Origin of the sequence: Stenotrophomonas sp. SRS1, assembly GCF_026130205.1 — a bacterium.
Taxonomy (GTDB): domain Bacteria; phylum Pseudomonadota; class Gammaproteobacteria; order Xanthomonadales; family Xanthomonadaceae; genus Stenotrophomonas; species Stenotrophomonas rhizophila_B.
In genome coordinates this window covers 496,894-510,658 of record NZ_JAINFD010000001.1, presented here as the reverse complement: position 1 = coordinate 510,658, position 13,765 = coordinate 496,894, and the positions used below count along the sequence as shown (strand labels likewise).

The window sequence follows — 13,765 nt, the reverse complement described above, 5'->3', positions numbered from 1 at the left end:
TGGATGCACATGCAGCGCGGATGAGGCGCCCGCATGCATAATCCACCCCACTGACGGGCGGCAGCTCAGTGGACGGGAGAACAGGATGTTGTTGATCAGAATGCTCACCTTTGCGCTGCTGTTCTTCAGCGCCACCGCCTGGGCCGCTACACCGGCGGCTCCGGTGTCGGCCAAACAGATCTTCAATCGTTGGCTTACCGCCTATAACGCCGGCGATACAAACGCACTGCAGACCGTGCTGTCGGCCGCCGGGATCGACCACACCGCGCAGCGATACCTGGACATCCGCGAGACCTTCGGCCCGTTCGAGGTGCTGACCACCACCGTGGACACACCCGATACCGTCGCGAGCATCGTGCGCGGCACATCGAGCGACCGCGGGGTGCTGATCACCGTGGCCATCGATCCTGCCAACAGGCCGCGGCTCAAGACGTTGCAACTGGAAGGCGTGGCGATACCCGACGCGTTCAAGCCCGCGCGGCTTGAGTTGCCCGCGCTCATCGCGCAGAGCCGTGCGCGTCTGGACACGCTGGCGGCACAGGACAAGCTCTCCGGCAGCTTTCTGCTGGCGCAGGACGGCAAGGTGCTGATGGCGTGGCATGGCGGGCGGGCTGACCGGGAGCAGGGTATTGCGGTCGATAGCACCACGACGTTCCGGCTCGCCTCGTTGAACAAGATGTTCACCGCGGTGGCGATCCTGCAGTTGGCCGAGGCTGGCAAGCTGACACTGGACGATAGGATTGCCCAGCATCTGAAGCATTACCCCAACCTGGCCGTCGCCACCGGTGTCACGATCCGGCAGCTGCTCAACCACACCAGTGGCCTGGGAGAGATCTTCGACGAGGCGTTCGAGGCGCGGAAGGCATCGCTCAAGACGCTGGCCGACTATTGGCCCATCTATGGCGCCGCGGCACCGGCCTTCAAACCCGGCACCCAGGACCAGTATTCCAACTACGGCTACATTCTGCTTGGCTCGATCATCGAGGCGGCGTCGGGACAGTCGTACGACGCCTACGTCGAACAGCACATCTTTGCGCCGGCGGGCATGACTTCCACGGGAGCGGCGCCCGAGGCGACCCTGGTGCCAGGCCGCGCGGTGCCCTACATGCTGAGCGAGGGCCATTGGGTGCGCGAGACCAAGAGCCTGCCGTTGCGCGGTACGTCGGCGGGCGGCGGTTACAGCACCGCCCAGGATCTGCTGCGGTTCGCCGAGGCGTTGCGCAGTGGCCGGCTGATCCCGGCCGCGGCATTGGACGCGGCCACCTCACCGCAGAATACCAAGGGCTGGTACGGCTACGGCTTCATGGTGAGCGGTGAGGGAGAGCAGCGCCAGTATGGCCACGAGGGTGGGGCGCCCGGTGCGAATGCCGCGCTCGTCGCGCTGCCGAGCAACGGCTACGTAGTGATCGGGCTGAGCAATGTCGATCCCGATGCGATGGAGAACGTGGTCAACTTCGTCGGCAACCGTCTGCCGCTGTCGCAGCGCGGCCTCAGCGCCAGCCCAGCAGCGCCGGCAATGACGAGGCCAGCAGCGCTATCCCGGACACGGTGAGCAGGCTGAGCACGATCTGCCGGAACCGCAGGTCGCTGATGCCGATGTAGAGGCGGGTGCCGAGCAGGGTCGGGATCAACATGGCTGGCGCGACGATGGCGAACATCGGCAGCATCTCGCGGGTGACGATGCCGGTGCCGACATAGGTGCCCATGGTCACCAGCAGCATGGACAGGTTGAAGTTCTGGACCACGGAGCGCTGCACGTCACGCTCGTAACCGCGCAGCGTGCACCACAGCGTCGGCAGGGTGCCGGTGAATCCTCCAAGACCGCCCATGATGCCGCCGGCAAATCCCACCACACCATCGGCCGCGCGCCCACCCGCCGTGACACGCGGCAGCTGACGTGACAGCAGCATCGCCGGGCACCACAGCACCAGCAAGGTGCCCAGGATCGCCTTGAGCCAGTTCATGTCGAGCAGGGGCAGCAGGTAGACGCCCAGCGGAATCCCGGCCAACCCGCCCAGCACAAAAGGCAGCAGGATCTTCAGATTGAAGCCGCGGCGCACGGTGAAGGCCGCCAGCAGCTGGCCGGTCAGGGCACCGAACACGGAGAGGGTGGCCGCCAGCTTGGGATCCAGCACCCACGCCCAGAAGGAGAGCGCCACCAGCCCGAACGCGAAGCCCGACAGGCCCTGCACAAAGCCCGCCACGATGGCGCCCAACGCCACCACCAGGTAGATCGAATCCATGATGATTCCTTACTGCGCGTCCGCGAAGGCATCCGTCGCGCGCACCAAAGCATCGGCGGTCGCCGGCTCGGTTGCGCTGTGACCGGACACCACCATCTGCAGCGAGGCCTCGGGCCAGGCACAGGCCAGGTCCCACGCGCTGCGCGCCGGGCAGATGATGTCGTAGCGGCCCTGCACGATCACGCCCGGCAGATGCCGGATGCGGTCGATATCGCGCAGCAGCTGCGCATGATCGAGGAAGGCATGGTTGCGGAAGTAGTGCGCTTCGATGCGCGCCTTGGCCAGGGTGTGCAGCGGATCGTCACCGGACACCGCGTCGACGTCGTGTTCCAGCGTGGCCGCGTGATCCTCCCACCCCAGCCAGGCCTGCGCGGCGGCGATGCGGGTCGCTTCGTCCGGGCTGTCCAGACGACGCCAGTATGCGGCGATCATGTCGCCGCGTTCGTCTTCAGGGATATGCGCCTCGTAGGCCGCCCAGCGCTCCGGGAACACCCAGCGCGCACCGCCGTCGGCCTCGGCGAACCAGCGGTTCTCCTCGGCGCGACCGAGATAGACGCCGCGCACGATGATGCCGGTGGCACGTTCTGGATGTGCCTGCGCGTACGCCAATGCCAGGGTCGAACCCCAGGAACCGCCAAACACCAGCCAGCGCTCGATGCCGAGCAGTTTGCGGATGGTGTCCACGTCGGTGACCAGGTGCTGCGTCGTGTTGTCACGCAGCTCGCCGAACGGGGTGGAGCGGCCGCTGCCGCGCTGGTCGATCAGGACGATGCGATAACGTGACGGGTCAAAGAAGCGCCGGTGGGTGGGTGATACGCCGGCACCCGGCCCGCCATGCAGGAACACCACCGGGATGCCGTCAGGCGTGCCGCACTCCTCGACGAACAAGGTGTGCAGGTCATCGACCGCCACCTGATGGGTGCGGAAGGGTGTGATCGCCGGATAGAGCGTGCGCATGGGGGCGTCCTACGGAAAACTGACCCCACATGATACCGCCCGGGTTCGTCGAGCCGCCTCCGTGACGCGTCACAATGGCGGCGGACTGTCCCTGTCGCGCTGAACGCGTGTCCGGTACGCGCGCACGTTGTCGCCACGGATGCGCCGTTCCTGCGTACCCGTGATGGTATCGACCTTGCAATCCGCGCCGGTCACCGGTTTGGCATCGATGGTCGTTTCGTGCTCGAAGGCATGTGATTTATCGGTATTGCGGTAGTACCGGTACAACGCCCAGTACAACGCCGTTGCACCGGCGGGGCCGGCGGCGAGCAACCAGAGTCCACTGTCATCGCTCATGCGGCAGCTACCAGGAAGAAGAGAACGAGGGCTTCAATGATCGTGCCGGTGGTGAGCGCGGCCAGCAGCAGCTTCCACTGCTGCACCGGCACGCTGCCCATGGTTTCACCGGTGCGGCCATTCACCGCGATGTAGTGCAGCATGCCGCCGTTGCGGCCCGGCTGGTGATACGAGTACAGCCACACCGGCAGGTACATGGAGACCCAGCGGGTGCCGTGCACATCCACCCGCTCGCGCTCCCAGCGCACACCACGGTCGTAGCGGCGTACCGAGCCTTCCACCTGCGCGCGGGCGATCGACAGCAGCTGATCCTCCAGGCGCGGGCGCAGCGTCTCGACGTCCACGTTGCGCTTTTCCGAGGTGAAGCCGGCCAGATAGGAGGCGTTCCACTTCAGGGCGTTCTTGGTGTCGAACGGCAGGATCGCGTTGATGATGTTGTTGGTGTTGGTCTGCGTATCGAGGTTGCCACGCTCGGCCGAGGATTCCATGGTGAGATCGTCCACGGTGAAATCCACCTGGCGATCCACCTGGTAGATATCGGCGTCGTAGTACGTTTTCTTGTTCTTCTCGGTGCCGCGGGTGTACTGCCGCGTCTGGATCTCGCCCTTGCCGGACACGCTGGCGCTGATATTGCTGTCCACGATCATGTAGGGCAGATAGACGCCGGTGACGTTCTCCGGTGTGAACTGGTCCTTGAACGCCTTGAGCGCGAACAGGCGGCGCTTGTCCACGAACTGGCGGATCCGCGCGACCGCATCGTCCTTGCTGATATGGAACGGCAGTACCGCGTCGGGCGCCGCGCCGTTGGAGATCTGCTCGTTGACCCCGAACACATGGCGGCACCAGTGGCAGCGTGCGGTCATCGTACTTTCGGTGTTGATGGTGACTTCGGCGCCGCAACCGGTGCACTTGAAGCTCATCAGGCTGGCGGTATCGGCGTCGATGTCGCGTGCACCGGACGCAATGACCGTACCGCGCAGCTGATCGATCCCTTCGCCAAACCCGAAGGCCTCCTCAACGCGGTCGCCGTGCCATTCGTGACGGCAGAACTGGCAGATCAGCAGATCGCTGCCGAGCTTGAGCCGGATATCGCTGGAGCCGCATTTCGGGCAGCGGTTGAGGCCATCCCTGAGTTCTGCCGCCGAGGTGTCCAGGGCCACCGGGTCCGGCGCCTGCACCTCATCACGGATGGGCTGGGGCAGGGTGGCTGGATCGACCGGGAAACTGCCCGGCAGTGGTGGCACATCCCGGGGCGAGCCCGGGCCGGTGACCGGCGCCGCAGGAGAGGGCGGCAACGGCGGCGGGACCGCCGGGATCGGCGGGGGCATCTTGGGGTCGGACATGGTGTCGGTGCGCTCGGTGTCTTACAGCCCCAGCGCCTTGGCCTTGAGCTTGTCGTAGTCGTCCTGGGTGATCAGGCCGAGGTCCAGCATCTCTTTGGCCTTCTTCAGCTTGGCGACCGGATCATCCGCCGCCGGGGCGACCGGCTGCTGCATGCCGCCGACCCCGAGCATGCCCGAGGCCATGCCCACGCCGACCAGGCCGGCCGCGCCGCCGTTCTCGCCCGCCGACTGGATGCCTTGGGCAACACTGGCCTGCAGGTTGGAATTGCCACGCGAGCCGGCCAGCGCATCGGCGCGCTGCACGGTCTTGAGCAGCTCGCGGGTGTTGGCGTCGTACTCGATCGAGACAATGGCGGTCTTGACGATGGCCAGGCCACGGTCGGACTTCCACTGGTAACCCTGCTCGACGGCAGCGGACAGGCTCTGTGCAAAGCCGAGCGAATCCTGCTGCAGCTTGGTGATGCGGTTGCCCTTGCCCGGATCGTTCGTATACAGGCTGAAGGCTGGCGCGAGCGAGCCCACCACTTCATTGAACAGCTGGCTGGCGGCGGCGTTGTCCAGATCGGTGAAATCGAACACCTGGCCGGGCTGCAGGTAGCTGGCCGGCACAAAATTCTTCACGAACAGGATCGGATCGACGATCTTCAGCGTGTACGAGCCGCGTGTGACCGCGCCGACCTGCGTGCCGAGGAAACCATCGTCCCAGTAGATTTCGGACTGCGTGCCGAAGCGGTTGTCCGGCAGTTCCTTCAGGGAGACGAAGAACGCCGCCTGCTGCGACCCCGGCTGGCCACCGAACTTGAAGCGTTCCCAGCTCTGCTTGATCAGCGGGCTGACGAAACCGTCGCCGGCGAAGATCGACTGCGAGTTCAGATCATCCGAGCGCCATTCATAGCCACCCGGTTCGGCGACAAAGCCGGTGATCGCGCCGTCCTGGAACAGCAGCAGGCCATACCCTTCGGGCACGACGATCTTCGACCCGTTGGTGATGATGTTGGAGGAGGCGCTGGTGTTGGAGCCGCGCCAGCCATTGGTGCCACGCGGCACCGCCGCGAACAGCGCTGCCGTCGAGGGCAGGCCCGTCGGCACAGTGTAGAAATCCTTCCACTGGTCGGCCAGAACACCACCGACTGCCCCTGCCACTGCCTGACGAAGACCCATGACCCACTCCCTGCGATTCGTGGACGGGCACCGTGCCCATCGTGCTCACCGCACTATATCAGCAGCCAGTGCGCCGGTAGTGACCCAGCGCGGGCCAGGGCAGCATGTGCGGCCGCCCGGGGCCGATCAGCCGGGCAGGTCGCACTTCAGCTTGCCGTCAACGTAGTACGGCTTGGGCACATCCGGGTTCTCGCTGGTCTTCTCGAAGACCACTTCGAACGAGCCCATATCCGGCGTGCCTTTGCGGTCGGTGCACGCATCCTGCAGTTTCTTCTTCACCGCCGCGATACCTGCATCGCGATTGGCGCCGTCGGCGCTGTTGGTGAGGTTGGCCACGTCGGCAAACGCCACCGGACTGGCGGCGAGCAGGCAGCTTGCGAACAGCGCGGCACACAGCGTCTTCATCAGCACTCCTTTCTATGATCGCGACCCATGACCGGTCGGGGATGGTCAGCATAAAGAGCGTGGGTTAAGACCATGTCGCGTGGTGGATGTGCAGGCCATCGCGACGGCCTGCACGGTGTCTCTGCCCGATTCAGGCGCTGGTGTGTGTGTGGTAGATCTTGCTGACGACCGTCCAGCGACCCTCCACTTTCAGCAGATTGAAGAAATCCGTGAAGTGGAAGCCGGAGATGTCGTCGGTATCGACCCTGGCACTTGCCGCCGTGCCGACGATGTCGATGCGCGCGATCGCCGCGCGTGCCTCCGGCGAGGGACGAAATGCCGTGTCGATCGTGTCGAACAGACCCTGGATGGGGCCGCCGACGAGTGCATTGTCTGCATCAACGCCGAAGATCGTGGCCTGCTCGCTGAAGGCAGGTTTCATGATGCTGCTCTTGGCCTGCTTGCCGCCCTCGTTGTACTGATTCAGTACGTCGACGATGGCGTTGTAGTCCTGCACGTAGGTCGGGTTGCTCATGGTGAATCCTCTGGGGGTTGGGATGAGGCGTGGGGGAGGGGGCGAAGCATCATTCGGTTGCAGTGGGCCAGTCGGTGTAGCCCTTGGCGCCGCCGCCGTAATAGGACTCACGCGGTGCGATGGTCAGCTGCGTACCGCGGCGAAGGCGTTCGACGAGGTCCGGGTTCGAGATGAACAGCCGACCGAACGCGACCGCATCGATGCGGCCCTCGGCACGCCGCGAGATGGCCATCTCCAGGTCGTAGTTGTTGTTGCCGATGAAGGCGCCGTTGAACGTGGCACTCAAGGCGTCCAGGTCAACCCCCTCGGGAACGCTGCGCGTGGTTGCGGTCGCGCCCTCGACAAAATGCAGATAGGCCAGGTTGAAGCGGTTCAACTGCGTGATGAGGTAGCCGTAGGTCGCCATGACGTTGCTGTCCGGCGGCGTGTTGCCCGCGTCCGGGGTGACGGGTGACAGGCGGATACCGACGCGGTCACTGCCCCAGAGGTTCACGACCGCCTCGGTCACCTCCAGCGTCAGCCTGGCGCGGTTCTTGATCGAGCCACCGTAGCCATCGGTGCGATGGTTGGTGGAATCACGCAGGAACTGGTCCAGCAGATAGCTGTTGGCCGCATGGACTTCCACACCATCGAAGCCGGCGCGCTGTGCATTGCGGGCAGCCAGCTCGAACTGGGCAACGATCCCGGGGATCTCATCGGTCTCCAAGGCGCGCGGCATCGAAACCGGCACGAAGCCATCGGCGGTGTAGGTGTCGCCTTCGGCCTTGATCGCCGACGGCGCGACCGGGGCCTGGCCGCCAGGTTGCAAGGCCACGCTCGAGAACCGCCCGACGTGCCAGAGCTGGCTGACGATCTTTCCGCCGGCGGCATGCACTGCATCGGTGACCTGTTTCCAGCCGGCTACCTGCGCATCGCTCCAGAGGCCGGGTGTGGCGGCATACCCGCGCCCTTGGGGCGAGATGTTGGTCGCCTCGGCGACGATCAACCCGGCACTGGCGCGCTGGGCGTAATACGTGGCGTGGAGCGCATTGGGAACACCGTCTTCGCCGTAGCGGCTGCGGGTGATCGGCGCCATCACGATACGGTTGGCCAGCTGGAGTGCACCCATGTGGGTGGGTGCGAAGAGGTCGGTACGAAACGTGGTGTCCTTCATCAGAATGAGCCTTTTATATGTGACCGGTCGTCTAGTAACCGGGTAAAACCAGGTCACGACAGCAGGGTGCGTGACGCGGCCAGTGCGGTGTCGAACGGGGCCGTGGAGTCGTTGAGCTTGGCCAGCAGCGAGGCGCCCAGCCAGAGTTGATACAGCGATTCGGCCAGCTCCGGGGCCGGGACGGCCGGGGAGATGGAACCATCGGTCTGACCGCGTGCGGCGCAACGGGTGATGCGCTGGATGATCGCGTCGGTGCCCTTTCTGAGTACCGTGCGCATGTCCTCGGACAGATCGCACATCTCCGGGCCGAGTTTGACCACCAGACACTTGTCGTCGGGGAAATCCGAGCCCTGCGTCTCTTTCCAATACTGGAAGTACGCCATCAGGCGCTCCGCGCCGGCGCCCTCTGCGGCCAACAACCGATCGACCGTGGCCAGGTATGCGGAGAAGTATTCGTCCAGCAGGGCCAGGCCGAACTCTTCCTTGGATTTGAAGTAATAGTAGAACGAGCCCTTCGGCACTCCGGCAGCCGCGACGACCTCGGCCAGGCCTACGGCCGTATACCCCTTGCGGGTCATCAGCGCCCGGGTGACGTCGAGAATGTGCTGACGGGTTTCGTGGGCGGGCTTCTTCATGGCCCTGACGATACGCTGCATCTGACCGGTCGTCTAGTATCGTGAGTGACCCGGGCGGGCAAGCATTCAGCCCCGCCCAGCCGCCTTCCTGACCTCGGCGGCGACCCGTGCCTTGATCCGGTCCACCTCTGGGCTGTTCGGGCGGGTGTAATCGAAAGCCTGGATCAGAAACACGGTCTGATCGCCTGCGGTCACGCAATACGCGACCAGTGAGCGGCCGTCACCCGGCGGGGCGGAGACATGCACCACCAGGGTCTTCTGGTCCTGATCCACCCGGGTGGTGTAGCCCACGGCGGTCGCACCACGCGACAGGGCGCTGCGGCAGGCCTGCAGGCTGAGCGCCTTGGCCGGGAAGCGGTCGACGTCGTAGCCCAGACTGAAGTCCTGGGCGCCCGCCGGCGAGATCCCTGCCACCGAGGCCATGATGGCAAGTGCAGCGACTGCTGTTTTTCTCATGCGTATCTCCTGTGCAGCCGGGTTGATGAAGGGGCGAAGTGCTTTACGTGCGTACGAATATCTCCACCCGGCGATTCATCTGACGTCCGGCGGGGTTGTCCTTGCCGTCCAACTGGTTGGGGGCGACCGGCTCGGATTCACCGAACCCCGTGGCCGTGGCGTCCTGGGCCGCGCCGCGCTGCCTGAGCGCGTTCACCACCGACGACGCACGGCGCTCGGACAGCGCCTGGTTGTACGCGTCATCGCCCTTGGCATCGGTGTGACCGCGGACGTCCATCCGTTTCGCACCCACCCCGGTCAAGGCAGTGGCGAGCGTATCCAGCAGGTGGCTGGCATCGGGCCGGATGTCGTCCTTGTCGAAATCGAACAGCACGCGGTCGTTGAGCGTGATCAGGTAGCCGCACGGCGCGCCCGGCGGTGCGAATTTCTTCAGCGGCGGGAACCGACCGGCAGGCTGCAGTCGCGGCATCGGCGGCATCTTTACTGCCCGTGCGGGCGGGCCGATGGTGCCGGTGCCGTCGCCATGATTGGTGATCAGGCCCGCCTCGCCATTCCACGTGCCCGAACCGTCCGCATTGATGCGCAGCAGGCCCTGCGGGCCATTCCAGGTGCCGCTGCCGTCGCCATTGTTGGTGATCAGGCCGCTGTCGCCGTTCCAGGTCCCTGCGCCTTTGCCATCCAGGCTGATCAGGCCGGCAGGGCCGTTGTAGGTGCCCGAACCATCGGCCTGCACACGGATGATGGCGCCCGAGCCATCGCCGCTGCCGCCCGCCGTGCCGTTGATGGTGCCGCTGCCATCGGCATTGACGCGGACCAGACCACCTTCGAAATTGGCGGTGCCGCTGCCGTCGGCATTGATGATGAAGATGCCCTCATCACCGTTGCGCATCAGCTGCCCCGACTCGTCCACGCGGGTGATGCCCCCGTCATTGATGAGCGCGCCACCGCTGCCACAGCGGGCAGGGGAGACCGTTATGCCGGCGACCGGGTCCAGGATCGACTGCATCGAGGTTTCCAGCGCTCGCTGGGCCGGCGTCACCCCGATGATGTCCGGGACGACGATGTTCGGGACCACGGGAAAGGCGGGCACGTCGCTGGGCGCGTCTTCGTCAGCGACCGCGGATGATGCCGTGACTGCGCTGGAAGGGCCGTCGGGCGGGACGGCGGCAGCCCCATCGGGCGCCTGCGGGGCCTTGGAGCAGCCTGCCATGCAGAGCAGCAGGAGGGGAATGATCGGGAAGGGCAGTTCAGCGTTCGATGGGCTCATGAATCCGGGAGGTCCGCGATGATGACTGGCAGCGAGTCTTGTCCAGCCGGCCTTGGGATCGCGTGAAGCCGCAGCGCCCACCCGTGGCGCCCGCACGGCGCGCAGGGGTTGCATCCAAACCGCGCGGCCGTCCGTACACACGTCCATGAAGCCCATGTCCCCGATCTGCCGGAACTCGCCTACGATGGACACCGACCCGTCCACCGCCAGGATGACGCCCTTCGAGGCAGCCCGGATGATTGCCGTTCCCGCTCAACCCGGCCCGGAGCTGAAAACCTGGGCGGCCGACATGGCCGGCGTCGCCACGTCGCGCGATCGAGAGTGCTTCATGCGCATCTACGATCACTTCATGCCGCGCCTGTGCCGCTACCTGAGTGGGCTGGGGGCGCCCGATGGCGTGGCCGAGGATCTGGCCCAGGAAGTGCTGCTGAAACTGTGGAACCGGGCCGAGCTCTATGATCCGGCGCGCAGCAGCCTGGGCACGTGGCTCTACCGGGTGGCGCGCAATCTGCATATCGACCGGGTACGTCGCGAACATATCTGGGTGCATGCCCATGAGGTGGTCGAGCAGGCGGCGGAGGAAGAGGACGGCGGTGGCTCTCTGGCCGAACGGCATACAGAGCACGTCAGGCTCAAGCAGCGGCTGGACGAACTCTCCGCAACGCAGGCCCGATTGATCCGGATGTCCTACTTCGAAGCTAAAACCCACGCCGAGATCGCCAACGAGCTGCATATGCCACTGGGCACCGTGAAATCCCATATCCGACGTGCGTTTCTTCAGCTGCAGTCCTTGATGGGAGAGCGGCAGTGAACCCTCGTCACCATCTGGATCCGACCACCGTCCTGGGCTTTGCCACCGGGACCTTGGCCGCGGAAATGTCCGTGGTCGCCGCCGCGCATCTGGAAGCCTGCGCCCACTGCCGGCAGCACCTGCGCTCGGCCGAACGGGTGGGCGGGCTGCTGCTGGAGCAGCAATTGTCGCCGCCTTCGGCAGAGGATCGCCAGGCCGCACTGCGGCAGACCATGCTGGAGCGCCTGGATACTGCCGCGCCTGCGGGTGGCGTGCATGACGACACGGTGGCCCGCAGCGCCGCTGGTCACGATCCGGATCAACTGCCGGCCGCGCTGGCACCACATTTCGGGACGTCCTACCGCTCGCTGAAATGGCGCTGGATGGCGCCGGGTGTCCACTGCATCCGTGCACCGGCGCACCCGTCGTTGATCATGCTCAAGATCGCCCCCGGCAAATGCCTGCCCATGCACAGCCATGGCAACAGCGAGCTGACCCAGATTCTCCGCGGCGCCTATGACGATTCACTGGGGCATTTCGCCCCCGGCGATGTGGCCGATCTGGACAGCGACGTCGAGCATCAGCCCGTGACCACCCCCGGTGTGGCGTGCATCTGTGTGTCAGCGCTGGATGCGCCGCTGGTCTTCAGCGGGTGGTTCGCGCGCAAGCTGCAGCAGGTGTTCAAACTTTGACGGGGCGCGGTGTGATCGCGGCCTGTTCGAACACCTGCATCACCGCCGCCGGCGCCATGGGTCGGGCAAGCAGGTAGCCCTGGACTTGGTCGATCCCCATGTCTGCCAGCACGTCCATCTGCGCCTCCTGCTCAACCCCTTCGGCCACGGTCAGATAGCCCAGCTCGTGCGCAAGATGATGGATGGCAGAGACCTTGGCGCGGGCACGCGAGCTGCTGGCGATGCCATCGATCAGTGACTTGTCCAGCTTGACGGTGTGGATGGGAAGGTCGGACAGGTAGCTGAAATTGCTGTAGCCACTGCCGAAGTCATCAATCGCCACCGTGATGCCGGCCTGTGCCATCGCCGCAATGTGGCCGATGGCCGGCGACCCCGGACGCAGCCATTCGCCTTCGGTGATCTCCAGTTCGATCATCGAGAACGGCAGCGCCCTGTGCTCAAGCTTGCTGCGGATGTCATGCCAGGCCGAGGCATTGGACAGATAACTGCTGGACAGGTTGATCGAGACCGGAATGTCCTGCCCTTGGGCGCGCCACGCCCGGACCTGATCCAGCGCCGTGTCCAGCACCCAGTTGGTCACCTCATCGATCAGTGCGGTCCGCTCGAAGACCGGAATGAACTCGCCCGGGCTTATCGGCCCCAGGGTGGGGTGGTTCCATCGGATCAACGCTTCGGCCGAGACCGGGCGCCGACCGTCAAGGGTGAAGCGCGGCTGGTAGTCCAGATGGAAGTCGCCGTTCTGCAGGCCGCGTTCGGCATCCGAGGCCAGGCGGTAGGCGCGGTGCATCTTTTCGTCGCGCTGTGCGGAATACCAGCAGAATGGCTGCCGCGCGTCGAACGCGCCATGCATGCTCACCAGCAGCCGCCGCAGCAGGTCGTGGCTGTCTTCTTCATCCGGATCGACCGCACAGATGCCGGCATGGAAACGGGGGGACATCGGGACCGCGGCGGCCATCAGCGGACGCAACATGCGCGTTCTCAGCTCCAGCACCAGGCTCTCGACGTGGCCTGCGGTCGGCATCTCGACCACGAAGGCGAACCGGGTCACCCCGACGTGGTACACGGTCGCGACGTCCTCCAGCGCGGTGCGCAGCCGGACGCCGGCACGCCGGATCAGGGCTTCCAGCGGGCGCAGGCCCAGCACCTGGCCCACCTGGTTGGCCCGCGGAATGTCGAGGATGTCCACCGCAATGGCATACGCCGTTCCTTCGGCGCATCGCGCGAGGATGCCGGGCAGATCCGCATGGAACTGGTGCCGGCTTGGCAGGCCACTGGTCGGGTCGAGGTTACCGGAAAGGTTGCGTAGTTCCAGTTGCGCGATCACCAGCTCGGCCAGAGTGGCCAACTGCTCCTGATCCCGCTCGTCAAAGGTGCGCGGGCGGGTGTCCATGACGCACAGCGCACCGATGGCCACACCATTTTTAGCCACCAGCGGCGCGCCCGCATAGAAACGCAGGTGGGGACTGTGCGTCACCAGCGGGTTGTCGCGGAAACGCGGATCCTGCTCGAGGTCCGGGACGACCAGAACGCCGCCGGAGGTGACGGCGTGGGCGCAGATCGACGAGCGCATGTCGGTCTGCGCCATGGGTAGCCCGATCAGGGAAATGAACCGCTGCTTCACATCCCCCAGGACCGAGACGAAGGCCACCGGCGCGTTGAACGTGTAGCCGGCAAGCGCGGTGATCCGGTCCAGCGCGGGCAGCGACGCCACGCCGTCGACCTGCATGGCGCAAAGCACCGCGCGTCGTTCATCCAGGGGGGAGGGTGTGGGGCTCATTTCGTATCGACTGGGGGCGGGGCGCGAGCGGCCGTC

15 protein-coding genes are annotated in these 13,765 nt (G+C 65.6%); 3 read left to right on the top strand and 12 right to left on the bottom strand.

The annotated features are described in order from the left end of the window. Positions 1–85 precede the first annotated feature (85 nt). Complete coding sequence (locus K4043_RS02190; protein WP_265308022.1) at positions 86–1,552, top strand: serine hydrolase domain-containing protein; 1,467 nt, start codon at positions 86–88, stop codon at positions 1,550–1,552. Here K4043_RS02190 and K4043_RS02185 read toward each other — a convergent pair. The 11 genes from K4043_RS02185 to K4043_RS02135 form a co-directional block, all read right to left on the bottom strand. Beyond that, entirely contained in the window at positions 1,491–2,243 is a 753-nt protein-coding gene (locus tag K4043_RS02185; protein ID WP_123729343.1) for a sulfite exporter TauE/SafE family protein, read from the bottom strand. The two genes, K4043_RS02190 and K4043_RS02185, sit on opposite strands and share 62 nt — an antisense overlap. Before the next feature lie 9 nt (positions 2,244–2,252). Beyond that, positions 2,253–3,200, bottom strand: coding sequence for a prolyl aminopeptidase (gene pip / locus K4043_RS02180; protein ID WP_123729342.1), 948 nt, complete (start codon positions 3,198–3,200; stop codon positions 2,253–2,255). A 69-nt stretch (positions 3,201–3,269) separates the two neighbouring features. Next, positions 3,270–3,536, bottom strand: coding sequence for a hypothetical protein (locus K4043_RS02175; RefSeq protein WP_265308021.1), 267 nt, complete (start codon positions 3,534–3,536; stop codon positions 3,270–3,272). After that, complete coding sequence (locus K4043_RS02170) at positions 3,533–4,879, bottom strand: TFIIB-type zinc ribbon-containing protein (RefSeq protein ID WP_265308020.1); 1,347 nt, start codon at positions 4,877–4,879, stop codon at positions 3,533–3,535. The genes K4043_RS02175 and K4043_RS02170 overlap by 4 nt, the downstream gene beginning before the upstream one ends. Before the next feature lie 21 nt (positions 4,880–4,900). Beyond that, complete coding sequence (locus K4043_RS02165) at positions 4,901–6,040, bottom strand: SPFH domain-containing protein (RefSeq protein WP_265308019.1); 1,140 nt, start codon at positions 6,038–6,040, stop codon at positions 4,901–4,903. A gap of 126 nt (positions 6,041–6,166) precedes the next feature. Beyond that, entirely contained in the window at positions 6,167–6,445 is a 279-nt protein-coding gene (locus tag K4043_RS02160) for a hypothetical protein (protein ID WP_123729338.1), read from the bottom strand. Between the two features lie 130 nt (positions 6,446–6,575). Beyond that, positions 6,576–6,959, bottom strand: coding sequence for a nuclear transport factor 2 family protein (locus tag K4043_RS02155; protein ID WP_265308018.1), 384 nt, complete (start codon positions 6,957–6,959; stop codon positions 6,576–6,578). A 49-nt stretch (positions 6,960–7,008) separates the two neighbouring features. Beyond that, positions 7,009–8,112 (bottom strand): alkene reductase, encoded by a 1,104-nt coding sequence (locus K4043_RS02150; protein WP_265308017.1) that lies wholly within the window; start codon positions 8,110–8,112, stop codon positions 7,009–7,011. Between the two features lie 53 nt (positions 8,113–8,165). Continuing rightward, a complete protein-coding gene (locus tag K4043_RS02145; protein ID WP_265308016.1) occupies positions 8,166–8,747 on the bottom strand; it encodes a TetR/AcrR family transcriptional regulator in 582 nt (193 codons plus the stop codon). A 66-nt stretch (positions 8,748–8,813) separates the two neighbouring features. Next, a complete protein-coding gene (locus K4043_RS02140; protein ID WP_265308015.1) occupies positions 8,814–9,203 on the bottom strand; it encodes a DUF6180 family protein in 390 nt (129 codons plus the stop codon). Positions 9,204–9,246: 43 nt separating this feature from the next. Beyond that, entirely contained in the window at positions 9,247–10,470 is a 1,224-nt protein-coding gene (locus K4043_RS02135) for an OmpA family protein (protein WP_265308014.1), read from the bottom strand. Between the two features lie 184 nt (positions 10,471–10,654). Here K4043_RS02135 and K4043_RS02130 point away from each other — a divergent pair, with 184 nt between their 5' ends. Both K4043_RS02130 and K4043_RS02125 read left to right on the top strand, forming a co-directional pair. After that, positions 10,655–11,281, top strand: coding sequence for a sigma-70 family RNA polymerase sigma factor (locus K4043_RS02130; RefSeq protein ID WP_123729332.1), 627 nt, complete (start codon positions 10,655–10,657; stop codon positions 11,279–11,281). After that, on the top strand, positions 11,278–11,952 hold the full coding sequence (locus tag K4043_RS02125; protein WP_123729331.1) for a ChrR family anti-sigma-E factor: 675 nt from the start codon (positions 11,278–11,280) through the stop codon (positions 11,950–11,952). The genes K4043_RS02130 and K4043_RS02125 overlap by 4 nt, the downstream gene beginning before the upstream one ends. On the opposite strand, the gene K4043_RS02120 is transcribed toward K4043_RS02125, so the two are convergent. Continuing rightward, on the bottom strand, positions 11,942–13,729 hold the full coding sequence (locus tag K4043_RS02120; protein ID WP_265308013.1) for a sensor domain-containing phosphodiesterase: 1,788 nt from the start codon (positions 13,727–13,729) through the stop codon (positions 11,942–11,944). The genes K4043_RS02125 and K4043_RS02120 overlap by 11 nt on opposite strands. Positions 13,730–13,765 lie beyond the last annotated feature (36 nt).